This is a genomic window from Vibrio sp. Scap24 (assembly GCF_013394185.1).
Lineage (GTDB): Bacteria > Pseudomonadota > Gammaproteobacteria > Enterobacterales > Vibrionaceae > Vibrio > Vibrio pomeroyi.
Genome location: NZ_CP041332.1, coordinates 2,994,688 through 3,019,001, shown reverse-complemented (window position 1 = coordinate 3,019,001; position 24,314 = coordinate 2,994,688). Strand labels below are relative to the sequence as shown.

The following is a 24,314-nucleotide window of genomic DNA, read 5'->3' as shown; positions in this document are numbered from 1 at the left end:
TAAGCCTCTGTTTAAGAAGGGATTTATTAAAAAGATAATCACAATTTTTATTTACCCTCTCGACAAAAATAAATTCAAAAATTGTATTAGCGGCTGAATAAAATGTCGTCATAGAATGCGGGACTTTTCATCGCTCGCTAACTTTATGAAGACCCTGTTTCTCTTATTAATCGCTCTAACTTCACTCTCTTTTTCCAGCACAGCTGAAGAAACCACATTAAGTGCAGCCCAGCATAGCTATATCCAAAACAAACAGAAGCTAGTCATTGCGAAACCTATGTACCTGTTTAATCAAGTTTGGGAAGACTTTGTCGTCAATCGCAATCAAGACACGTGCGATAGCGTCCAAGGTATGCTCAGGGATTACTTGAATGTAGAAGTGGAAGTAAAAGAGTACTTCTCTTCAAGAGCCTTATTATCTGCGATTGCTAGCGGTGAAGCTGACTTAACCATTGGCTTTGCGGAAACACGCAGAAGAGCTGAACAATTTGAGTTTTCAGACAGCTTATATGACATTCAAAATGTTTATTGGTACAGAGATGACGTCGCCAAGAATACGCCGCACGACCAATTAAAATGGGTATGCATTAAAAGCTCACTGTTCTGCCAACTGCTCAATCAGCTGGGGGTGTCTGATCCTATGGTTGTGAACAGCACTTCTGAACTTTTACCTGCGATAGCGAATGGCTTTGCCGATGCGACGATTTTAGATCTGACATCAGTACAAAGTTACTACTCAGTCATGACCCCGGGCGAATGGCAAGGTGCACTCTCGTTCAGCCAAGATCTGCCCAAATTTCCCGTTCAGATCATGATGAACCAGAATGACAGCGTAATGCACAGCATCATCGAAAGATTCATTCACGACAAAGAAAACGACATTGCCAATTTGTCTTCAGAACAGTTCTATCATTTTTACGATGATCTCGTGAACCAGATAATCCAAAGCCAATATGGCAAACGCCCTATTCGCTTTACTGTGACGGAAGGAATCTACCCATATTCATATTTTGATCCTACAACTCAAGAGGCTGTGGGGTTTATTCATGATGCAATAAAGCTGATTTCGAGAAAACTCGGATTGAAATTTGAATATGTGCCACCAGAAGGCAAAAACATCATCGATATGCTCAAGAATGGTGAGGTTGAGTTTTTACCAGGCTTCGATGTGGAGAACGTAGATTCGACTCAGTTTATCGCCAGTAAACCCTTCATGACATTCGAATGGGCGCTGATTGAAACTAACCGCGAGTCTGTAAATAAAAAGACCGCAGTTTTGGATCGAACGGGCTATTTCATTCCAAAATCGAGTTTAGAAGACCACTTAGCTGATGCTTTGATTTACAAAGACATGGACTCGATCATTACCGCGATGAGTAACGGTCAGATTACGCACGCCTATATCCCAAAGAGTATCGCTAACCTATACATTTTTAATGGTTACGATGCGCTGTTTAACATCGTCCCACAAACAGCCGAAGTTTCACTGCAACGTAAGATGGGGGTCATTTTAAATCCGAGTTCGTCATTCTTACAAAGCGTAATCGACTCAGCTATTTCAGTCACGACGCAAAATGAAATTGATCTTCTAACGCTGAAGCATCACAACATCGTCGCTCAATACGGATTCAGTGAAGAGCGAATCGTGGCTTATACCTTAGCAATATCTGGGGTGATATTCGCTTTGATCACGTTTGGTTTAATGAAGACTCGTCGACTGTCTCTATCGCTGTCGCGTGCTCAACAGTCTGAACAGCGCAGTTATGATCAGATCCAATGGCTAACGACCTTGCTAGATAACTTACCTAGCCTGATTGCGATTCACGATAAAAGCGGCCAATTGGTTCTTTCCAACAGTGCTTTTGATAAGCAAATGGCACACTGCTTTACACAGCAACACGATGAAAACCCAGAATTTTGCTGGCTTAGAGATAACGATGAAAAAACAGGGAACAAATTAGGCGTTTGGAGCACCATCAAGTGTGACTGTAGTGGCGGCGAACAGCATTTTCGCGTGATTCGTCAGTGTTTGGCCAACGCATCAGAGAAAGACCCTTACGTAATCACGGTACTTGATGACCTCACAAGGTGGGAAAAACAACAGCGTGAGCTTGAGATATCTAATAAGAAAGCGCAAGAAGCGATCAAAGCTCGAGATCTATTCTTAGCCATCGTCAGCCACGAATTGCGCACGCCTATCGCGGCCATGATTGGCCTGATGGAGCTACTCAGTACCAAGATAGAAAACAAAGATGACATGGAGCTTCTTAGCAATGCTCAGTTGTCAGCTGAACGTTTGAAATTGCTGGTCAGTGACATTCTCGACATCTCAAAAATGGAGGCGAATCAGCTTCATTTAGAGTCGAAGATAAGCAATATCTATGACGAGCTGTGCCCGATATTTAGGACATTTGAGAGCAATGCTCGACTCAACAATCTTAACTTTAAATTAGATTGGAAAGTCGACTCGATATCCAGAGCAAGCTTGGATTGGCTTCGAGTCACTCAGATTCTTAATAACCTATTGAACAATGCGATTAAGTTCACCGAGAACGGCTTTGTGTTGGTTACGGTAAAAACATCGAGCGAACAACTGCAGCTTTCGATTACGGATACAGGCTGCGGTATGTCTGACCAACAAATAGCGCGTGCGTTTCAACCTTTCGCACAAGGCGACCGCAGTATTAGTCGACGCTACGGCGGCACAGGTCTTGGGATTACGGTGGTCCAACGCCTAGTCAACATGATGGACGGTGACCTAAAAATTGAAAGCAAGTTGGGGCTAGGCACTAAGGTTTCGGTGAGCTTACCAATTAAAGGAACAGCGAGCCCAATAAAAGTGGTTACACCTATGCACTCTGAAGATAGAGAGATCTTAGCGTGGTTTAAAGCTTGGAAAATCGAGAATCAGATGAACGATTACAGTCAGGCAATTGAGCGCTCCACACAATGGCAGAACCTGTATCCAGACCTATTGCTGAGCGATATCACGGCTCAAGGCAAAAGCGTGACTCACGCTCCGGCGTCAGAGTACCACTTTACCGGAACCGTGCTTATCGCCGATGACGACCCAATCAACCGCTTGTTGTTTGCAAAACAGCTTAAGCGCTTTGGGTTAAAGACGGTCATCGTAAAAGACGGCCAAGAAGCGATGGAAGAATTAGAAAATAGCGAAACACTGGTGGATATCATCATCACCGATTGCCATATGCCGAACATGGATGGCTATCAATTGACTGAGAAGATTCGTTCACTCGACAAGCTGAAACACTTACCAATAATTGGTTGTACAGCCGAAGACTCGAAACTGGTTATTGAGAAGGCTGAACGTGTGGGTATGGATCAAGTGATCTATAAGCCTTATTCGTTTGAAGAGCTCGCATGTGCGATTGAGGAATTACTGCCCCAACAAGCGATAGAAACGATCCAAGCAGACCAATCCTGGGCACAGAATTACAGCCCTGAAGAGCAGCTTCAAATGGCGACTGTTATTTTGGATTCGTTCAGCTCAGACAAAGCGATGTTGCTAGAGCCTGATCCAAACATCAAAGCAATAGCACACAGAATCAAAGGGTCGGCAAGCCTACTCGGCTTAGATTCTCTCAATCATGCAGCAAAGGATTGTGAGAAAAATGCAGAAGCCCCGATGTATTGTCACAAGTTAATTGAAGAGCTGGACTTAGCGATTGCCTCAGCTCAAGCGGTTATAAACAGGTTAGATTCACTATGAAAATTCTCATCGTTGAGGATTCATTGTTACAAGCAACACAAATTCAGATCCTACTTAAACGCTACAGCGTGGATGAGGTTTATACCGCTTACAACGGCGAAGATGCGATAGAGCTATGCAAACAACATCGCTTTGATATTGCGTTCTGTGACCTTCAATTGCCACAGATTGATGGTGTGTCGTTACTGGCTTCTTCGGAAGCTCAAGGTTCGATACAAACTGTCGTCATCTTGAGTGCGATGGCTGATGCTGCGTTGGATTCAACTAGAAGCATGTGCAAACTCATTGGCTATAACGAAGTCGAAGCGATACCAAAACCGGTAGATGAAACGCATATCCAACGTTTGTTGTCGTCGTATAAACGAATCCAAACCGCTAAGTCTATTCTGCCGACCGAAGTTAAGTTGGATGAACAACAGACCATTGATGCCTTTGAGAATGAATGGTTCACCAATGCTTATCAGACTCAACATGACGTTGAACAATCAACACTGGTTGGTGTTGAGGTACTTGCTCGCATCATGCATCCAGAATTAGGGCTGCTCACGCCTTTCCATTTCATGGACACATTGCGTCAACTTGGGCTGATGGATCGACTTTTCTTTACAGTGCTTGAGCTGGCTCTGAAAGATATCTCGTCGATGCGTAAGCCGATCCACTTTGCGATCAATATTGAGCAATCAACATTGAAGCTTGAGATTGCCGACCAAGTCGCCAACTTATGTGACAAGTACAAAATTGATCCGTCACTGCTGACACTAGAAATTACAGAGCACGAAACGATCCTACTGGATGCGCATTGCTATAAGAACATCGCAAAACTCAGCATGTTGGGGGTTGGATTGTCGGTTGATGATTTCGGGACGGGCTATGCGTCTTTGTCTCAGCTGTCGAGTTTGCCTTTTACTGAGCTCAAAGTAGACCGCAGTTTTGTAAACAACATTAGCGAAAACAAAAAGAATCAGATTCTAACGAAAGCTTGCATCAATTTGGCAGAAAACCTTGGCCTTTCTTGTATTGTCGAAGGTGTAGAACAGCAGCAAGACCTTGAATACTTAAAAACAATTGGCATGACCAAATATCAAGGTTTTATTACTTCAAAGCCTGCAAGCTTTTCGGAATTCACGTCAGTAAATAATTTAAAATAAACATGAAATTAACTCAATTAAATGCACTTATCGTTGATGACTCAGCGATAGTGTTATCCACTATTCGCAATATGCTGGTTCATATTGGCTTTTCAGAGCGTTTGATTTCAATTGCTAAGTCACCTCGTATAGCAATGGCTCTCACCAGTGATACAACCTTTGATGTGATCATTTGCGATTATAATTTTGGCAACACCATCAACGGCAAACAGCTATTTGAAGAGTTGAAGCAATCCAAAAGATTAAAAGATGACGGGATATTTATCCTAGTAACAGGCGAGAATTCGGCTTTGTCGATCCGCCCTATCTTAGAGCTTCGACCAGATAACTACCTATTAAAGCCGTTCAACCGCGAAACGTTGAAGCAACGTATTACCAGTTCTCTAAAAAAGAAGCTGGTGTTGCAGAATATCTACAAGGCTGAAAGAGAGAACAACTACCAAGCGGGTTTAGAATTTTGCGAAGAGTTAGTCGCATTCCATCCAGAATATTTCGCGACGATTCAACAGTTCCGTGGAAGATTTCTATCAAAGCTTGAACTCTACGACGAAGCTAAGCGTGTTTATGAAAAAGCGCTTGATGAAGGCAGTTTCGATTGGGCTCAAGCTGGGCTAGCGAACAGCCTTGCGAACTTAGGCCAGCTTAATGAAGCACAACGCATGATCGAAAGCTTGATTGATTCAGCGCCCACCAGCACTTTGTATCGAGACCAAGCCGCTCAGGTCAATCTGATCAGCAACAAGATTCCTGCGGCGATTGCACATTTTAAGTTGGCGAGCGAACTCACCCCTGGAAACTCAGAGCGAGAGTTGGCAATCGCGAATCTATGTTTGTCGGTGAATAACTCGAGAGCTGCGCTACTTCACTATCAAAACTACGTGCAGATCAACAGAGACACCTTCCGTGACAACTTGTACATGAAGTTGAATCATATTCGATTCTTGCTCTATTGCGCGTCTGATGGCATTGATGGACAAGCGAATTTGGATCAGGTCAATTACCTAATTTCTAAGATCCCGACCGAGGCAAGATCTGGACTTCAAACCGACTTGGCATTGATAGCAGCTCACATCGCGATGGAATCCAAGCAGTATCAAAAGGCGGTGACAATTTTGACCGCACTGCACGACAAGAATGACTTCAACGCATTTCCTGTGATTTATCACCATGCATGGTTGTTGGACAGAATGAGTTGTGAGAACGAATTCAAAGTCGCTGAGAATCGCTGCGGCATGTTGATCATCAAGACAGCAAACGAAACCGTTGTGTCGAGTCAGATGACGATGTGTGCTGAGATGAAAAATCGTAACACAGAAAAAATGACATGGCTTAAAGAGAAAAACATCAGCATTAAGCAAGGCCAATCAGATTATAAACTGGTGCTCGTGGCTTACTTAGACATTCATAAGCGCTGCCCGATGATCAAAAACGTCTGTATGAACATCGTGAAACTGCTTTCTGTAATTTGGCCAGATTCTATGGGTGCTAAGCAAGTGCTTACTATCATCAAGCAATGTGATGAAGTGATCACCCAGCTTTATACCATTGATGAGCTGACAAAAAACAACTATCAAAGCTACTACCGAAAGGCTCTTCTAGCGTGTAAGCAAGCAGATACTGCTGCTAACGCCAGCTTCTCTTTTATGTAACGGTTCTTTGAATTAGCTTCTCTAAATAACTGTCGCATATAAAAAAGGCTTTGCCATTACAGCAAAGCCTTTTAAATAATCTATTTCGCGCGAGGCGCTAAATAATTAGATTAACCGATGTGCGTTACACCGCCCATGTATGGCTGAAGTACTGCTGGGATAGCAATACGGCCGTCAGCTTCTTGGTTGTTCTCAAGAATAGCAACCATAGTACGACCTACAGCAAGACCAGAACCGTTTAGTGTGTGTACAAGTTCAGGTTTCTTCTCGCCTTTACGACGGAAACGAGCTTGCATACGACGCGCTTGGAAATCCCACATGTTTGAACAAGAAGAGATTTCACGGTAAGTCTCTTGTGCTGGAACCCATACTTCTAAGTCGTAAGTTTTCGCAGAACCGAAGCCCATGTCGCCCGTACATAGAATCACTTTACGGTAAGGAAGCTCTAGAAGTTGAAGTACTTTCTCAGCATGACCTGTTAGCTCTTCAAGAGCTGCCATTGAGTCTTCTGGCTTAGTGATTTGTACTAGTTCAACTTTGTCGAATTGGTGCATACGGATAAGACCACGAGTGTCACGGCCGTAAGAACCTGCTTCAGAACGGAAACATGGTGTGTGAGCTGTCATCTTAAGTGGCAGTTCAGCTTCATCTGTAATCGTGTCACGAACCATGTTCGTTACCGGTACTTCTGCAGTTGGGATAAGCGACAGAGTCTTAAGAGGTACGTCACTTACTTGCTCAGTTAGCGGGCTTGTGTGGAACAAGTCTTCACCAAACTTAGGAAGTTGACCAGTACCGTATAGGCTATCGTGGTTCACTAGGTACGGTACGTACATTTCTGTGTAGCCGTGCTCATCAGTGTGAAGATCCAACATGAACTGAGCAATAGCACGGTGTAGACGTGCAAATTTGCCTTTCATCACGATGAAACGAGAACCAGAGATTTTAACTGCACTAGCAAAATCAAGGCCGCCAGACATTTCGCCTAGGTCAACGTGATCTTTAACTTCGAAGTCGTAAGTCTTAGGTTGGCCCCAACGAGAAACTTCTACGTTATCGTCTTCATCTTTACCATCTGGCACTTCTGCGTCAGGAAGGTTAGGAATAGACATTGTGATCGTTTCTAGCTCAGCTTGAAGGTCAGCCAATGCTACTTTAGCTTGGTCTAGTTCTGCGCCTAAGTTGCCTACTTCTGCAAGGATACGCTCAGCTTCTTCATGGTCGCCTTTTGCTTTCGCTTGACCAATGGACTTCGATCGAGAGTTACGTAACGCTTGCAGCTCTTCAGTTTTCATCTGAAGGGACTTACGTTTTTCTTCAAGTTCACGAATTGTCTCTACATCAAGGGCGAAGCCTCGACGTGTTAATTTTGCCGCTGTTTCATCCAGCTCAGCTCGAAGTAATTTAGAATCCAGCATTGCTAATCCTATGCTTTAGTTATTTGAATATTCAGTAGTTTGCTACTGAATCACTGCTAAACCCCTAAAACTGGTGCTATTTCGACCAACTTTTAACGATTTAATATAAATTTTATGACTAGGTAACGATATCCAAAAAAGACTACTTTTCATAGCGTTTTTGTGGGCTTTTTGCGTCCAAATCCGCCAGATAATCTAGCTTCTCGCCAATTTTGGTCTCTAAGCCTCGTTTTGTTGGGAAATAGTATTGTTTCTCTCCCATTTCAGGAGGCAGATACTTTTCGCCAGCCGCGTAGGCACCCGGTTCGTCATGAGCATAGCGGTATTCTTGCCCGTAGCCCATGTCCTTCATCAAAGTTGTCGGTGCATTTCGTAAATGATGAGGCACTTCATACTCAGGAAGGTTATGTGCATCGGTTAACGCTTGCTTCCAAGCGGTGTAAACGGCATTACTCTTTGGTGCACATGCTAAATAAACAACCGCTTGAGCAATCGCACGTTCTCCTTCAGCAGGGCCAATACGAGTGAAGCAATCCCAAGCCGACATCGCAACCTGCATCGCCCTAGGGTCGGCGTTACCAATATCTTCAGAAGCAATCGCCAATAAACGCCTTACGATATACAGAGGGTCACAGCCCGCAGCAATCATTCGCGCCGACCAATACAGTGCTGCATCAGGGTTCGAACCACGAATCGATTTGTGAACCGCAGAGATTAGGTCGTACCAAATATCGCCTTTGTTATCGAAACGAGCGACTTTCTCACCTGCGACTTCAGCGAGTAACTGCAGCGTTATCGCTTTCTCGCCCTTATCGTTGTCTTCTGCCATGTCGTACAGCAGTTCGAGGTAGTTGAGCGACATACGCGCATCACCGTTCACCAGTTCAGCGAGGCGATCTAAGACGTTGTCAGCGAAGTCAGCAGACACATCACCCAATCCACGCTGTTTATCTTCAATCGCTTGGCGAATAACAAGGGAGATATCGTCAGTATTGAGAGAAGTCAGTTTGTAGACACGCGCACGTGACAACAAAGCGTTGTTCAATTCAAAAGAAGGGTTTTCTGTAGTCGCGCCGATAAACGTAACCGTGCCATCTTCAATATGAGGAAGAAAGGCATCTTGCTGGCTCTTATTGAAGCGATGGACTTCGTCCACAAACAGAATCGTTCTGCGTCCTGCTTGTTTGTTTTCTCGGGCTTTCTCAATGGCGATACGAATGTCTTTCACACCCGATGTTACCGCTGATACACGCTCCACTTCTGCACTGGCGTAATTTGCAGCCACTTCCGCCAACGTAGTTTTACCGGTACCCGGAGGCCCCCATAAAATCATGGAGTGAATATGGCCCGCTTCCAACGCTCTGCGAAGTGGTTTACCTGGACCCAATATATGCTGCTGACCGATATACTGTTCAACAGTTTCAGGTCTCATACGAGCAGCAAGGGGACGAAAATCTTCGTCCCCTGCAAAATCTAAGCTGTAATTACTCAATTGCAATCTCTTGATTCGTTGATGGCATCATGCCTATCGACTTACGACCAAACGATCTGCCTGTTTGGATCAATTTCTTTGGTCGTCGACCTCGACACCTTCTGGCGCCACAAAAGTAAAGCGGTCTGCTGATGGTTTACCTAAATCAACATTACTGAAAGTAAACTCACCTTTCTGGCCATCTTGTTCAATCACGTTAAAGCCCTGAACAATGCCCTTTTCGGTGATGTTAATCTGGAAATCACCTTGGTTAGAATCCACTGCCGTTGGCGTTAGCGTAAATTGGTTACCCGTTTGCGCGACGTTGTAGTTATCCCAATCGCTTTCTTGGTTGCGAGTCAGCAGTACGAAAGGCGTTTGTGATGTCGCTTGTTCTTGCCAGTAAATGCTCACTTGCTCAATGAACGGGCTGTAGTACCACAAGCTTTGGCCATCAGATACCAATAGGTTTTCATCAGGGAAAGTGGTTTCCCAGCGGAATAAGCTAGGACGAGCAATCTCTACTGTACCCTCGCCTTCCATTACTACATCACCATCAGGGCTGGTCACGACTTGTTTAAAGTCCGCACTAAAACCTGCGTTCAATGCCAAACGACTACTCAGCTCTTCTTTCGGAGAAGCAAACACTGAGAAGCTCATAAATAAAAGTGCGAATACTTTTTTCATCAATAATCCTGTTAAAACATAAGTCGGTCATATTCTCGATTTGACCGACTTAATGGGCATAAGTTCATAGGGCGTGTAGACCTAATCTTTTGGTGGCGCTGGAGCCAAGACTTCTCGGTTGCCGTTATGGCCCGGCGCACTAACAATACCTTGCGCTTCAAGTTGCTCGACAATACGTGCTGCGCGGTTATAACCGATCTTGAATCGACGCTGTACGCCAGAAACCGAACCACGACGTGAGTGAACAACGTGTTCTACTACTTGATCAAACAGAGGATCGACTTCTTCATCACCTTCCATCTTCTCGCCCGGAAGCAAGGTTTCAGGAGTTTGTTCACCGTTAGTGATTTCGTCAATATAGTTTGGCTTACCGCGTGCCTTCCAGTTGTTCACCACCGCGTGTACATCATCATCCGATGCAAAGGCACCGTGCACACGAATGGTATGGCTAGAACCCGGCGGTAGGTATAGCATATCACCCATACCAAGTAGCGATTCAGCGCCACCTTGGTCAAGAATGGTTCGAGAGTCGGTTTTAGTTGATACGGTAAAGGCAACACGCGTTGGAATGTTGGCTTTAATTAGACCCGTAATTACATCTACCGATGGACGTTGAGTCGCAAGAATCAAGTGAACACCCGCCGCACGTGCTTTTTGTGCCAAACGCGCAATCAGTTCTTCAACCTTCTTACCTACCACCATGATTAGGTCGGCAAATTCATCGACGATAACCACAATGTAAGGCAGCTTCTCTAGCAATGGCGCTTCTGGGTCCATGCTGTCACCCGGTTTCCATAATGGATCATGGATTGGGTGACCCGCATCAGCGGCCATCTTAAGTTTATCGTTGTAGCCTTTGATGTTACGAACACCTAACGCCGACATGAGCTTATAACGACGTTCCATTTCGCCTACACACCAACGAAGCGCATTCGACGCATCTTTCATGTCAGTAACGACTTCAGAGAGCAGATGAGGAATACCCTCATAAACTGATAGCTCAAGCATTTTCGGGTCAATCATGATGAAGCGAACATCTTCTGGAGATGCTTTATATAGCATACTCAAGATCATCACGTTCACACCCACCGACTTACCTGAACCAGTCGTACCCGCAACAAGAACGTGAGGCATTTTCGATAGGTCAGCAATCACCGCTTCACCCGCGATGTCTTGTCCTAGAACCACTGTCGTTGGTGATTTCGCTTCTTGGAACTGAGTGCTACCCACAACATCTGAGAAGAATACCGTTTGACGACTCATGTTCGGCAGTTCTAAGCCCACATAAGGCTTACCTGGAATAACTTCAACCACACGCACTGCTAATGCAGACAGAGAACGCGCCAAGTCCATAGAAAGGCCTGAGATACGGCTTACTTTCACACCTGGTGCCAAATCTAACTCAAATCGAGTGATCACAGGGCCTGGGAAAATGTCGACGACATCGGCTTTGATTTTGTAATCCGCAAGTTTCGATTCAACCAAACGAGCAATCGCTTCTAGTGCGTCACGGTCGATGAAGGTTTCACGTTTTTCAGGGTGGAACAACAGCTCAAGCGTTGGTAGAGGCTCTGCAGGCTTCGGTAAGTTAACATCTTGTTGAACCAAGAACGGGTTCTGTGCCGCCGCCATATTCGCTTGCGCTTCAGAGACAATGCTTTGGAATGCTTCTACGTCTTTATCTTGGTTTAGAGGCTCATCTTCTGTCACCTCTTCCCAAGGAAGATCAATCGCTGGCTCTAGGCTTTGTTCTGTTGGCTGTGAATCTTCTTCTTGGTAAGAAAAAGGTTCAAATTGCTCATCAGCTTGCTCGATTTCAGTCTGTGGGACTGAAGGAGCGAAAACCTGTTCGTCACTCTGCTCTTCAACCACATCAAACGGTGAAGCTTGTGCAGACAAATCATCTTGTAGCGTACCTTCTGGCTCACCCATTGGTGAAGCGTATAGAGATTCAGGCTGAACATCTTCAGCATCGAATTCACTCGTTACTTCTGGCGAGCTATTGATTTCTGGTTCTGCACTTTCAAGATCCGTATCTGTAGGAGCCGCGTCCTGTTGCTCATTCTGCATGTATTGCTGATACGCGACCTGAGATTCATGCGCGTCAACCTGTTCTTGCTCTGCAAGGTCATCTTCATACATAGCGGCGTTTTCTAGCTGCTCGATAGTGGCATTAAGCTGCTTAGAACGCTCAACACCTTCTTCTAAAGGCTCTTCTGGTGCTTGGTAAACCGGCGCTACAGGGATCGGCTCAGGTTCAACTTGAGGTTGACACTGAATCTGAGACTCTTCTTGAGCTGAAGTTTCTTGCTTAGCCTGTGCCTCAACGGGCATGTGAATATTGTAATGACGCTTCGGTGTCGCAGCACTCTCTAGCGCACTTGCAGCCGCATCTGACGCATCATTGGTCGCAGAGAAGCTCAGTGCAGGATCAAGTGGATCTTGCTCTGTTGAGTGTTTGTTGTCTTCTATAGCAGGAACGTCGCGGTAAGTTGGCTCTTGGTGACGTTCTTCAATTAAATCACGGTCTGCTGATTCTCTTAACTGAGGCTCAAGCAACTCTTGGTCTTGGCCACGCGCCTTGTTTACAACGGACGTGAACAGCTTGATCGCACGTTCACCCAACCATTCAACAATGCTTAACCAAGAAATACCCGTTAGCAGAGTAAAACCAGCGCCCCATAAGAAAAGAAGAACTAACGTACTGCCCAGAACATTCAGAGTTGGAAGTGCAAGGCTAGTTAATACATCACCGACTACACCACCTGATGAGAAGTACCAGATGTCATCAAAGTTGATATCCGCCAAACCACAACTAGTAAGAATAAGGACAGTAAGACCAAGTAAGCGAGTGCCCCAAAGCATAAAGTCGATCTGTTCATCTTCATTACGCTTGCGGAACAATACCCACGCGGCAACCGTGACTAAGATAGGCAGAGGGTAAGCCAAAGAACCAAATACAAAGAACAGCGTATCCGCTAACCATGCACCTAGGTAACCACCGGCATTTTGAATGTCACCACCCCACGCCGTTTGCGACCATGATGGGTCTGCAGGACTAAAAGTTAATAACGCAACGGCAAGTAGAATAGAGAAGAGAACACCCAGAATCAGGCTGCACTCTTTAAGACGTTGAGAACCATTCAAACGAGGAGACTGAGGCTCTTCACTCGTTTTAATGATTGTTTCTACTTTATTACTGCTCTGCTTGAACATAAACCAACTTAATAATTAAACGGGATAAAAACATAGCGAGCGGCACACGCCGCTCGTTTCAATGAAACTACTGTTGATTTAACCATATCAAACCGAAAAACCCAATTCCAGAAAGCAAGAAAGCGGAACAAAAGTCCGCTTTCTTTCATTTCACCAATTGTGATTAACGAGTTTTAATCACAAGTTGATTAGTTTGTTTCACTTCTTCCATTACAACGTAGGTACGAGTGTCGTTTACGCCTGGTAGACGCAGTAACGTATCACCCAGTAACTTACGGTAAGCACCCATATCCGATACACGTGTTTTTAGAAGATAGTCAAAATCACCCGACACTAAATGACACTCTTGGATGTCATCAAGTTTCTGAACAGCGGTGTTGAATTGTTCGAACACATCTGGCGCACCACGGTTCAAAGTAATTTCAACAAACACTAAAAGTGAAGCATCAAGGTACTGAGGGTTCAGCAATGCTGTGTACCCAGTGATGTAACCTTGACGTTCTAAACGACGAACACGCTCAAGACATGGAGTTGGAGAAAGTCCTACTCGTTTTGAGAGTTCAACGTTTGAGATACGACCGTCTTTTTGCAACTCATTAAGAATGTTGCGGTCAATACGATCTAGTTCCTTGGACGGCTTCTTATAATTGTCTGCCATTTTTTATTCCACCTTATTACTTCCTTGCAAAAAAATATACTACAACTTTTTAATATTCAGTATCAAATTTTATCTGAACATATCTATACTAGATATTAATTCGACAGAATTACCCTACACATAGATAAAACAACCAAAATAAAATGAGGAGTCAGGATGATCATTGGCGTACCTAAGGAAATCAAAAACCACGAATACCGCGTTGGTATGACCCCAGCTAGCGTGAGAGAACTTATCTCACACGGCCACCAAGTTTTTGTAGAAACCAATGCCGGTACTGGTATCGGTTTTTCAGACGATGATTACATCGCTGTAGGCGCATCCATTCTTCCTACTGCTGCTGACGTTTTCGCGAAAGCAGAGATGATTGTAAAGGTTAAAGAACCTCAAGCTGTCGAGCGAGCTATGCTTCGCGAAGGGCAAATATTATTTACCTATTTACACCTTGCACCAGATTTTCCACAAACTGAAGAGCTGATCAAGAGCAAAGCTGTCTGCGTAGCCTATGAGACTGTAACAGATAATATGGGTCGCTTGCCACTATTAGCACCAATGTCTGAAGTCGCTGGTCGCATGTCTATTCAAGCAGGTGCACAAACATTAGAGAAATCTAACGGTGGTTGTGGTCTTCTTCTTGGTGGCGTTCCTGGCGTTGAACCAGCAAAAGTTGTTGTTGTTGGCGGCGGTGTTGTAGGTGCTAACGCAGCACGTATGGCTGTTGGCCTTCGCGCAGATGTTACAATTCTTGACCGTAACGTAGATACACTTCGTCGCCTTGATGAAGAATTCCAAGGTCGCGCAAAAGTAGTTTATTCTACTGAAGACGCTATCGAGAAGCATGTTCTAGAAGCAGACCTAGTGATTGGTGCAGTACTAATCCCAGGTGCAGCGGCTCCTAAGCTTGTTACAAAAGATCACATCGCTAAGATGAAGCCAGGTTCAGCGGTTGTTGATGTTGCAATCGACCAAGGTGGTTGTTTCGAAACTTCACACGCTACAACGCACGCAGACCCAACTTACATCGTTGACGATGTAGTTCACTACTGTGTTGCTAACATGCCAGGTGCCGTTGCTCGTACTTCAACTTACGCACTAAACAATGCAACACTTCCTTACATTGTTAAGCTAGCGAACAAAGGCTACCGCGAAGCACTTCTATCTGATAAAGGCTTCCTAGAAGGTCTAAACGTAATCCACGGGAAAGTGACTTGTAAAGAAGTTGCAGAGAGCTTTGACCTAGAATACGTAGACCCAGCAGAAGCTATCGCAATGTTTAACTAATGATGTAATGACTAACTGAGCGTAAATTTTCTCGTTGAAACGTTCAGTTACAACACACATTAAAAAAGCCAGTCCGACATTTGTCGAACTGGCTTTTTGTATCTATAGCACTATCGCTCGTGAACTATGATCAACGGCCTGCCTTATACTCTTGAGATCTATCGGTCGCTCTTAACACCATGAATCAACAAATTTCGAGGCGTGACACTGCGTTCACAAAACTCTTCGATGCTTGCCTCATAGCCTTGCTCTTGCAGGTAAAGAGCGCGATCCAAAGCTAGCCATATCTCCAATGGTCGCCTGAAAACTTGCTGAACTAAGCTCAGCTTCTCCATTTCCCAGAAAAGTTTCTCGCCTTGAGCAAAATAGAATTCAAAATCGATATCCGAACCAAGTGGTAACTCTTTCATTTCAGATGCCCACTGACAAAACGATTCAAACCCTTCAGATAATTCTGATTTTTTGATGCTCGGTACTGGGATGTATTCATCGATGTTTAGTTCAGACTTAAGCAGTTGGCTAAAGCCCAAACGATAGCTCATCTCTAACTGACGATGTCGCTTTACTCTTTCACCACCAGTAACCGTTTCTTGAAGTGGGATTCGTAAATCACTCTTGCTCAATGTTAAAGCCGAAGCCTTTGCCACTGATGACATAGCTTGGTAGTTTTCTTCACGAATAAGGTGATAACAGCAAGGGGAGATAGTGACTGCTGGCAGCCCATGTGACACAGATTTTTTAACTAACTCAACATGAAGATCGCCACAGGCGTGCAGTGCTACAGCGTGTTGGTTTGGATTAAATACCTTATCTGCACCTTTAGAAAACGCATCACCTTGAACAAACGTCATTTCTAGACGTTGTGCATCTGCAATCTTTTGGCCGCTTTCGCACAGCGATTGCTGCCACTCGAAACTGGTCACTTTTTGCTTAGATTGTTGAGATAAGATTCGACCAAGGAAACCCTTTCCAGAACACCACTCCAACCACTCTTTGCCATGATGATGTTCAAGCGAAGCCTCGCCCATCGAAACAATCTGTTGTAGCTTTCTTCCTGGAATACCATCTTCAGTACCTCGTGGAAGTGTTAACCCTTTAAGAGCTTTGGTAGTGAACTGAATGCTTTGATTCGCCTCCTCTAATTCGGGAAGAAAACCAATAAGCTCTTCGGCCAACACTTGAGGCTGCTCTTTTAGAATCTGAATATTCTCAATACTCAATCTATCCAACCAATCGACAAGCGGGCGATTCACATCAACCCAAGGTTGTTGCTGAGTTTGGCATAAGTGGAAAGGCTCTGAACGCCAGTAAACCTGGTGCTCTAACAAGAATGAGTCGAGTGTTTTAAATCGTGAATGCATGCTTCCCCCTATGGTGCGTGGATTGTAGGGGTAACAAACGGAAATGGAAAGGCTCGATATAAAAGAGAGCAGTAAAGAGAGTTCGAAATCAGAAAGAAAAACGGCCTGTAGATACAGGCCGAATAAGAATATAGATTTGCACGATGAGATTAACGAACAGGTAGCTCGATATCTTTAAACATCTCTTCAATCTCTTCATTGGATTTCAAAGAAATAGCCTGCTCGACAACAGGGCGAGTTAAGTGCGGTGCAAAGCGCTCCATGAAATCAAACATGTAAGAACGCAGGAAGGTGCCCTTTCTAAAGCCGATGCTTGTCGTGCTCGCACCAAATAGGTGGCTTGCATCAATGGCAACCAAATCAGTATCTTGTTCATGGTCAATTGCCATACTCGCGATAACACCAACACCAATGCCCATACGAACATAAGTTTTGATTACGTCCGCATCTGTCGCGGTAAACACAACGCGCGGTGTTAGACCAACTTTGTTGAATGCGGTATCAAGTTCTGAGCGGCCAGTGAAACCAAATACGTAAGTTACTAGAGAATAAGCGGCTAGATCTTCAATCGTGATATTTTGCTTTTGAGCAAGAGGGTGATCTTTGGTTACTACGATTGAGCGATTCCAGTGGTAACAAGGCAGCATAATCGCGTCTTGGTAAAGGTGAAGAGCTTCAGTCGCAATAGCAAAGTTTGCAGTCCCTTTCGCAACGGCCTCAGACATTTGACTCGGTGTACCTTGGTGCATGTGAAGCGAAACTTTAGGGTAACGGGCAGTAAAGCCTTTAATCACATCAGGAAGAGCGTAACGTGCTTGGGTATGAGTCGTTGAAATGTTCAATGTACCCATCTCTGGATGAGTATGCTCACCCGCTACCGCTTTAATACTTTCAACACGAGCTAAAATCTCTTGAGAGATACGAATGATATCCTCACCAGCTTGAGTCACCTGCGTTAAGTGCTTGCCGCTTCGCTCAAAGATCTGAATACCCAGCTCATCCTCAAGCAATCTAACCTGTTTACTGATGCCAGGCTGAGATGTGTATAAACTCTCTGCGGTCGCAGAAACATTTAGGTTATGGTTTACAACCTCAACAATGTACTTCAGTTGCTGTAACTTCATATCTAACCTCGTAATCCTTTACTCATTTCTGTGCTAACTTATTTGCAAAGAGAGCGTTATAGTCTCGTGTAATATAATTAATAGTTATAACGCTTCAAGCACAAAAATGACAGAAAAATTGAGCTTTTATAGCTTAACAAACAAAAACATCACTAACGCTTTGCAACCCACTCCTCATTCTCATACATTAGTTGGTAAATTTTGATTGCCGATTGCGCTCAACAAGAGATAATCAGAAATTGCAATTTACGAGTGCCGATACATAATGGAATCGTGTATCCTCTCCAGTTAGCTATAGAAAACAACAAGCAGACACAAATATATGAATATTGGTTTAATAATCGCCTTAGTAGCCGTTCTTTTGGTGTTGGTTTTAGGCTACAACATCATGCTTCAATACAAAGTTAAGGTAGAAACAGCGAAGAAACAGGAAGCTTCTCGTTATCTAACCATTATTGACGGAACTGAAGAGTTGATTGGTAATGCTCACCATATGCCGTTTAGCCAAGATCTTCTTGTATGCCTAAATAATCGAATTCTTGATGCATTAGAAAACATGTATCAGCTCGACCCTAAAAATAAGCAACTCGCTCAACGTATCGAAAGCGTAAAGCAACAAATCACTCAGCTTAAAGAGAACTACCAAGGTGGTGAAAGTACAGCTTTCCGCGTGCCAAGCAGTGATAAGCAAGCGATCATGATGCTTAAGCTAGTCAAACGCCTTCGCGATACGGTTCGTAATGAACACAACAAAGGTCGTTTTGAAACCCAAGCTTATGTGGTTGAGAACGCTCGTCTCGAGACAATTCAAATTCGTATTAACATCGAGAACGTTATCAAACGTGCAAACGACTCAATATCTCGTGGTCAACCAGGCACAGCGATTCAGTTACTGCGTAAAGGTATTGATGCGTTAGCAACTAAAAACGACTCATACTCTAATCAAGCAAAAGAGAAGCTTCAGCAGATGCTTAACGACCTTGATCAGAAGCGCCAAGATAAAAACGCTCAAGATTTACAACAGATGGAATCTAAAGAGCGTGACGACGATATGGATGCCCTATTCGGTCAGAAGAAGAAATGGTAATCGTCTAGCCCAAACAAGAAAAGGCCGCCTTATTTACTTAAATAAGCGGCCTTTTTTGTACCTAGTTAATTTCCTTTCTCCGTATAGGGAGATCTAGTGAGCTGTGATAAAATCCCGCATTATCAACAAACTTGCCCCGACCATGTATCAAGAACTATTAGCTCCAATTCACTCCTTTCTTAAAGCCGAAACGCCAGATTCATGGATCGATGAAGCCAAAAAGCCAGAAAACCTTCACATCATTCTTCGTGATCACATGCTTTGTGAGCTAAAAGCGGCTCAAAGTGCTCTGTTCCTTATCCGTAAGTACGCGGTTGACAAAGAAAGCGCCAAGCAACTGAATGAGTGGATCTTGCCATACGAGCAGTTTGCTTACCGCCGTATTGGAGATCTACAGTCACTTCGTGGCAAGAGCAACGTATCGAAGCAAATCACAGCGAAAGAAGGCTGTAATTACGGTGCTGACCTGATCGACAAAATGGTTCTACTGATTAAAGAAGAACTGCATCATTTCTATCAAGTGATGGAGTTGATGGAAAAGAAAGGCGTGACTTACCAACCGATCGAAGCAGGTCGTTACGCGAAAGGTTTGATCAAGCAAGTTAAAACTTACGAGCCGGACGCTCTGGTTGATAAGCTGATCATCGGTGCGTTTATTGAAGCTCGTTCTTGTGAACGCTTCGCTAAATTAGCGCCTTTCTTAGAAGAAGACATGGAGAAGTTTTACGTGTCTCTACTTCGCTCAGAAGCGCGTCATTATCAAGATTACCTTGAGCTAGCAGAGCAGATCGCGGGGAAAGATATCTCTGAACGTATTGCACACTTTGCTCAAGTAGAAGCTGACCTTATTACTTCAGAAGACAGCGATTTTAAATTCCATAGTGGTGCGCCGGTTTAAGTTAAGTCAATCTAGCCCGAACAAACTCTGTTTATCGCAAACAAACAAGAAGGCCAGCAATTTGCTGGCCTTCTTTATTCGTATCGCTAGCTATAAGAGAAACTTAAGCTAGAGTACCGTTAATCTCAGCAAGAACAGCTGCAGGGTCTATAGCTTGAGTAATTGGACGACCGATAACTAGGTAATCAGAACCTGATTCAATCGCTTTAGAAGGCGTCATGATTCGCTTCTGGTCACCAACATCAGCACCCACAGGGCGAATACCCGGAGTCACTAGTTTGAACTCCTGACCAAGTGCACCTTTCAACAATGAAGCCTCTTGCGCTGAACATACCACACCGTCTAGACCAGAGTTTTTAGTAAGAGAAGCCAAGCGCATTACTTGCTGTTGTGGCTCTAGGTCTAAGCCGATACCCGCTAGATCAGACTGCTCCATACTGGTTAGTACTGTTACACCGATAAGCAACGGACGATCTTTACCATACGGTTCTAAGATTTCGCGAGAAGCCGTCATCATACGCTCACCGCCACTTGCGTGTACGTTCACCATCCATACGCCAAGTTCCGCGGCAGCACGCACTGCTTTTGAACATGTGTTAGGAATGTCGTGAAATTTAAGGTCTAAGAATACTGAGAAACCACGCTTGTGTAATTCACGAACAAACTCAGGGCCAAACAAGGTAAACATCTCTTTGCCGACTTTTAAACGGCAAGATGCTGGGTCAATACGATCAACAAAGGCTAACGCATCCGCTTGGTTGTCATAATCCAAGGCTACAATGATTTTTTGGTCGTTCATTTCATCTCCTAACGCAGTTAACTTTCTACAAAATATTTACTCACCTACACATAGCGGGTGATAAATAACAGTCATAAAAATGCAGCCCGAAAGCTGCAATTAAAAATTTGGTCTAAAAATGACCACAAATCTATTCACCATCAAGCCCACGAATAGGCTTGATCGTCCCCCACCCTTTACATGAAGGGCAGTGCCAATACATTGAGTGTGTTGAGAAACCACACTGGCGGCAACGGTAATGAGGCTTAACTTTAAGCTGCTCACCAACCATGGATTGAAGCGTGGTTAAGCTATCTTTAGCTCGACCTTCTTCTGCTTCTGCTAGGTGATAATCGATTAATCGATAGAAGCCTTTCATGGTTGGGTTTTTAACAAGTTGCTTGGTCAGTAGTTCTTGAGCAGAGCCAACATCTTCATGGTAAGCAACTAATTGCGCAAGCATCAGTTCCGCAGATACGCCTGCTTTCTTCTGGATACACGCTTTAAGGAATTCGACCAGTTGAGCTTCTTGTCCCAGCTTGTGGTAACACTCAGCAAGTGTTGGTAACACTTCGCTAATGAAGTCGATATCTTGCTCGAGTACAGATTCAAGACAATCGATGGTCTTTTGGTAATCTTCATTCGCTAAATGGAACTTACCTAAAGCAATGCTAGCGCGAACACATTTAGGATCCTCAGACAGAGCCTTCTTGAAGTGTTGCAGCGCCTTAGAGCGGTTACCGTCGGCTTGTTCTTGCATCGCAAGCTCACACCAGAAATGCGCGACTGTGGCACGCATCTTCATTTTCTTCTTGCCGAGTTTAACTAAGATATTTCCGTAATGGATAGCTTTGTTCCACTCACGTGTTTGCTGATAAATAGCAACCAACTGTTGCAGAGCACCCTCTTTATGGTCGGGTTCTTCTACAAGCTGTTCAAAGATTTTTTCGGCGCGATCAAGAAAGCCAGAGACCATATAATCTTTAGCTAATTGTTGCAGTGCGAGGTTTTTCTGATCGAGCGTTAATCCCGAACGAGAGATAAGATTTTGGTGAATACGAATAGCGCGGTCGACTTCGCCTCTTGAACGGAACAAGTTGCCCAAAGCCAAGTGAGTATCGATGGTTTCATTGTCTACTTGAAGTAGCTCGATGAAGTGATCAACCGCTTTGTCAGATTGGTCTGACAGTAATAGGTTCAAACCCGTCACGTATTGACGGGAGATCTGGTGTGATTGTTTTTGTTTTTCTTGCTGAGCGTTACGATTACCCATATACCAACCATAAGCGGCTGCGATAGGCAAAAGTAAGAACAGTAACTCTAACATCAAATATAGCCTTTAAGCTTTAGTATCAGCAGCGACCTGCTTTGATTGCTTATTGAGTTGCTTCTTCAAGCGATGAATTTTTAGCTGTGACCGCATGTGCATGTTACCAAAGACTAACCAAGCGAGGCCAAAGCCTGAAACGAATACAACACCTAATAAACTTGATAGGTGGAAGTCACCTTGTGCAAGCAGATAGTTGAAATTCACAGTTGTTTGGTTTTGAGAGCCTAAAGCCAGTGCAATTAGGAAAAGTGCGATAACGGCGACTATTTTTATAATTTTCATAGTTCATCACTCATTGGTTGGTTAGCTGTACGATTATGCAGGAAAATTACTAATCAGACCACCATATTATGGTCATAAAAAAGCGGCATACATTATAGTATGCCGCTTTTCTTAATTCCGATAAGTAGGCTACATTCCTGAGTTTACTCGTTCACGCAGCTCTTTACCTGGTTTGAAGTGAGGAACGTATTTACCTTCTAACTCTACTTTGTCACCAGTCTTTGGGTTACGTCCAACACGAGGCTCACGATAATGCAGAGAAAAGCTGCCAAAGCCGCGAATTTCGATTCGATCACCACTTTCTAGTGTTGAAGCCATATGCTCTAAAATGTCTTTTACAGCGTCTTCAATTTCTTTTGCAGAAAGATGCGTTTGCTCAGCGCACAGTCTTTCAATCAATTCAGACTTAGTCATAGTTACCCTCGTTGGTTTTCTTTTTAGAAATTATAGACCTATCGGAAAAATAAGCAAAAAAAAAGGAGCCTTACGGCTCCTTTCTTAGCGAAAAATTAAATTATTCGCCTTTAGCAGCTTTGAATGCGTCTGCCATTGCGTTACCGAACGCGCCTTCTTCAGACTTGTTCAGTGAAGCCATTGCTTCTTGCTCATCAGCTTCATCTTTAGCTTTGATAGATAGGTTGATTACGCGGTTCTTACGGTCTACACCAGTGAACTTCGCTTCAACGCTGTCGCCAACGCTTAGGATTAGAGATGCATCTTCGATACGGTCGCGAGAAACTTCAGAAGCGCGGATGTAACCTTCAACGCCTTCGATTAGCTCGATAGTAGCGCCTTTCGCGTCAACTGCAGTAACAGTACCGTTTACAAGAACACCTTTCTTGTTGTCAGCAACGTATGCGTTGAACGGGTCGTTTTCCATTTGCTTAACGCCAAGAGAAATACGCTCACGCTCTGCATCTACTGCTAGAACAACTGCTGAGATTTCGTCGCCTTTCTTGTACTCACGTACAGCGTCTTCGCCAGCAACATTCCAAGAAATGTCAGATAGGTGTACAAGACCGTCGATACCGCCTTCTAGACCGATGAAGATACCAAAGTCAGTGATAGACTTGATCTTACCAGTAACTTTGTCGCCCTTAGCTTGCATTTCTGCAAATGACTGCCATGGGTTAGCTTTACACTGTTTCAGACCTAGAGAGATACGACGACGTTCTTCGTCGATATCAAGAACCATAACCTCAACTTCGTCGCCAACATTAACAACTTTAGAAGGGTGGATGTTCTTGTTAGTCCAATCCATTTCAGAAACGTGTACTAGACCTTCAACGCCTTCTTCGATTTCAACGAAGCAGCCGTAGTCAGTTAGGTTAGTAACACGACCAGAAAGCTTGTGACCTTCTGGGTAACGCTTAGCGATTGCTACCCATGGATCTTCGCCTAGTTGCTTAAGACCTAGTGAAACACGAGTGCGCTCACGATCGAACTTAAGAACTTTAACTAGGATTTCGTCACCAACGTTAACGATCTCTGATGGGTGCTTAACGCGCTTCCAAGCCATATCTGTGATATGTAGAAGACCGTCAACACCGCCAAGGTCAACGAATGCACCGTAGTCAGTAAGGTTCTTAACGATACCTTTAACTTCAGTACCTTCTTGTAGAGTTTCAAGAAGTTCGTCACGCTCAACACTGTTTTCAGATTCGATAACAGCACGACGAGAAACAACAACGTTGTTACGCTTCTGGTCTAGCTTGATTACTTTGAACTCTAGCTCTTTGTTTTCTAGGTGAGCAGTGTCACGGATAGGACGTACGTCTACTAGAGAACCTGGAAGGAAAGCACGGATACCGTTAAGTTCAACAGTGAAACCGCCTTTAACTTTACCGTTGATGATACCAACAACAGTTTCAGCTTCTTCGCAAGCTTTCTCAAGTACGATCCAAGCTTCGTGGCGCTTAGCTTTCTCACGAGAAAGTTGAGTCTCACCGAAACCATCTTCAACAGCGTCTAGAGCTACGTCTACTTCAGCACCAACTTCAACTTCAAGTTCGCCAGCAGCGTTCTTGAATTGTTCAGCAGGGATAGCAGATTCAGACTTAAGACCAGCGTCTACAAGAACGAAACCGTTCTCGATAGCTACTACAGTACCTTTAACGATGCTGCCTTGTTGGAATTCTGTTTCGTTTAGAAACTCTTCAAAGAGTTGAGCAAAAGATTCAGTCATTATTTAATCTT

At 44.1% G+C, this 24,314-nt stretch carries 18 protein-coding genes; 6 read left to right on the top strand and 12 right to left on the bottom strand.

What is annotated here, in order from left to right:
• Positions 1-145: 145 nt before the first annotated feature.
• From FLM53_RS13505 to FLM53_RS13495, 3 genes are read left to right on the top strand one after another with little or no spacing between them, the layout of a single operon-like run.
• Entirely contained in the window at positions 146-3,730 is a 3,585-nt protein-coding gene (locus tag FLM53_RS13505) for an ATP-binding protein (RefSeq protein WP_176681641.1), read from the top strand.
• Entirely contained in the window at positions 3,727-4,878 is a 1,152-nt protein-coding gene (locus FLM53_RS13500) for an EAL domain-containing protein (RefSeq protein ID WP_176681642.1), read from the top strand. The genes FLM53_RS13505 and FLM53_RS13500 overlap by 4 nt, the downstream gene beginning before the upstream one ends.
• A 2-nt stretch (positions 4,879-4,880) precedes the next feature.
• Positions 4,881-6,527 carry a response regulator gene (locus FLM53_RS13495; RefSeq protein ID WP_176681643.1) on the top strand — a complete coding sequence of 549 codons (1,647 nt, stop codon included), beginning with the start codon at positions 4,881-4,883 and terminating at the stop codon, positions 6,525-6,527.
• 110 nt (positions 6,528-6,637) lie between these two features.
• On the opposite strand, the gene serS is transcribed toward FLM53_RS13495, so the two are convergent.
• From serS to lrp, 5 genes are all read right to left on the bottom strand, one after another.
• Positions 6,638-7,945, bottom strand: coding sequence for a serine--tRNA ligase (gene serS, locus FLM53_RS13490; RefSeq protein ID WP_176681644.1), 1,308 nt, complete (start codon positions 7,943-7,945; stop codon positions 6,638-6,640).
• A gap of 142 nt (positions 7,946-8,087) precedes the next feature.
• On the bottom strand, positions 8,088-9,443 hold the full coding sequence (locus tag FLM53_RS13485) for a replication-associated recombination protein A (RefSeq protein ID WP_256099373.1): 1,356 nt from the start codon (positions 9,441-9,443) through the stop codon (positions 8,088-8,090).
• A gap of 63 nt (positions 9,444-9,506) precedes the next feature.
• Complete coding sequence (gene lolA / locus FLM53_RS13480; RefSeq protein WP_017630264.1) at positions 9,507-10,103, bottom strand: outer membrane lipoprotein chaperone LolA; 597 nt, start codon at positions 10,101-10,103, stop codon at positions 9,507-9,509.
• Positions 10,104-10,184: 81 nt separating this feature from the next.
• Entirely contained in the window at positions 10,185-13,319 is a 3,135-nt protein-coding gene (locus FLM53_RS13475; protein WP_176681646.1) for a DNA translocase FtsK, read from the bottom strand.
• Positions 13,320-13,482: 163 nt separating this feature from the next.
• Entirely contained in the window at positions 13,483-13,977 is a 495-nt protein-coding gene (gene lrp / locus FLM53_RS13470) for a leucine-responsive transcriptional regulator Lrp (RefSeq protein ID WP_004734558.1), read from the bottom strand.
• A 156-nt stretch (positions 13,978-14,133) separates the two neighbouring features.
• On the opposite strand from lrp, the gene ald reads away from it, so the two are divergent.
• The gene (gene ald, locus FLM53_RS13465; RefSeq protein WP_017630266.1) at positions 14,134-15,258 is read left to right on the top strand and encodes an alanine dehydrogenase; all 1,125 of its coding nucleotides are present in this window, start codon (positions 14,134-14,136) and stop codon (positions 15,256-15,258) included.
• A gap of 158 nt (positions 15,259-15,416) precedes the next feature.
• Here the strand turns inward: ald and FLM53_RS13460 are convergent, their stop codons facing one another.
• A complete protein-coding gene (locus FLM53_RS13460) occupies positions 15,417-16,619 on the bottom strand; it encodes a methyltransferase (protein ID WP_176681647.1) in 1,203 nt (400 codons plus the stop codon).
• 149 nt (positions 16,620-16,768) lie between these two features.
• Positions 16,769-17,743 (bottom strand): HTH-type transcriptional regulator CysB, encoded by a 975-nt coding sequence (gene cysB / locus FLM53_RS13455; RefSeq protein ID WP_004741986.1) that lies wholly within the window; start codon positions 17,741-17,743, stop codon positions 16,769-16,771.
• A 322-nt stretch (positions 17,744-18,065) separates the two neighbouring features.
• Here cysB and FLM53_RS13450 point away from each other — a divergent pair, with 322 nt between their 5' ends.
• A complete protein-coding gene (locus FLM53_RS13450; RefSeq protein ID WP_017629879.1) occupies positions 18,066-18,830 on the top strand; it encodes a hypothetical protein in 765 nt (254 codons plus the stop codon).
• 103 nt (positions 18,831-18,933) lie between these two features.
• A complete protein-coding gene (locus FLM53_RS13445; protein ID WP_306293725.1) occupies positions 18,934-19,728 on the top strand; it encodes a tRNA-(ms[2]io[6]A)-hydroxylase in 795 nt (264 codons plus the stop codon).
• 103 nt (positions 19,729-19,831) lie between these two features.
• Here FLM53_RS13445 and pyrF read toward each other — a convergent pair whose 3' ends face one another.
• From pyrF to rpsA, 5 genes are all read right to left on the bottom strand, one after another.
• Positions 19,832-20,527 carry an orotidine-5'-phosphate decarboxylase gene (pyrF, locus tag FLM53_RS13440; protein ID WP_017078954.1) on the bottom strand — a complete coding sequence of 232 codons (696 nt, stop codon included), beginning with the start codon at positions 20,525-20,527 and terminating at the stop codon, positions 19,832-19,834.
• Positions 20,528-20,657: 130 nt separating this feature from the next.
• Positions 20,658-21,833, bottom strand: coding sequence for a lipopolysaccharide assembly protein LapB (gene lapB / locus FLM53_RS13435; RefSeq protein ID WP_176681648.1), 1,176 nt, complete (start codon positions 21,831-21,833; stop codon positions 20,658-20,660).
• A gap of 12 nt (positions 21,834-21,845) precedes the next feature.
• Complete coding sequence (locus FLM53_RS13430) at positions 21,846-22,118, bottom strand: LapA family protein (protein WP_010439925.1); 273 nt, start codon at positions 22,116-22,118, stop codon at positions 21,846-21,848.
• Between the two features lie 129 nt (positions 22,119-22,247).
• Positions 22,248-22,532, bottom strand: coding sequence for an integration host factor subunit beta (gene ihfB / locus FLM53_RS13425; protein WP_017060238.1), 285 nt, complete (start codon positions 22,530-22,532; stop codon positions 22,248-22,250).
• A 100-nt stretch (positions 22,533-22,632) separates the two neighbouring features.
• Entirely contained in the window at positions 22,633-24,303 is a 1,671-nt protein-coding gene (gene rpsA, locus FLM53_RS13420) for a 30S ribosomal protein S1 (RefSeq protein WP_061031784.1), read from the bottom strand.
• Positions 24,304-24,314 lie beyond the last annotated feature (11 nt).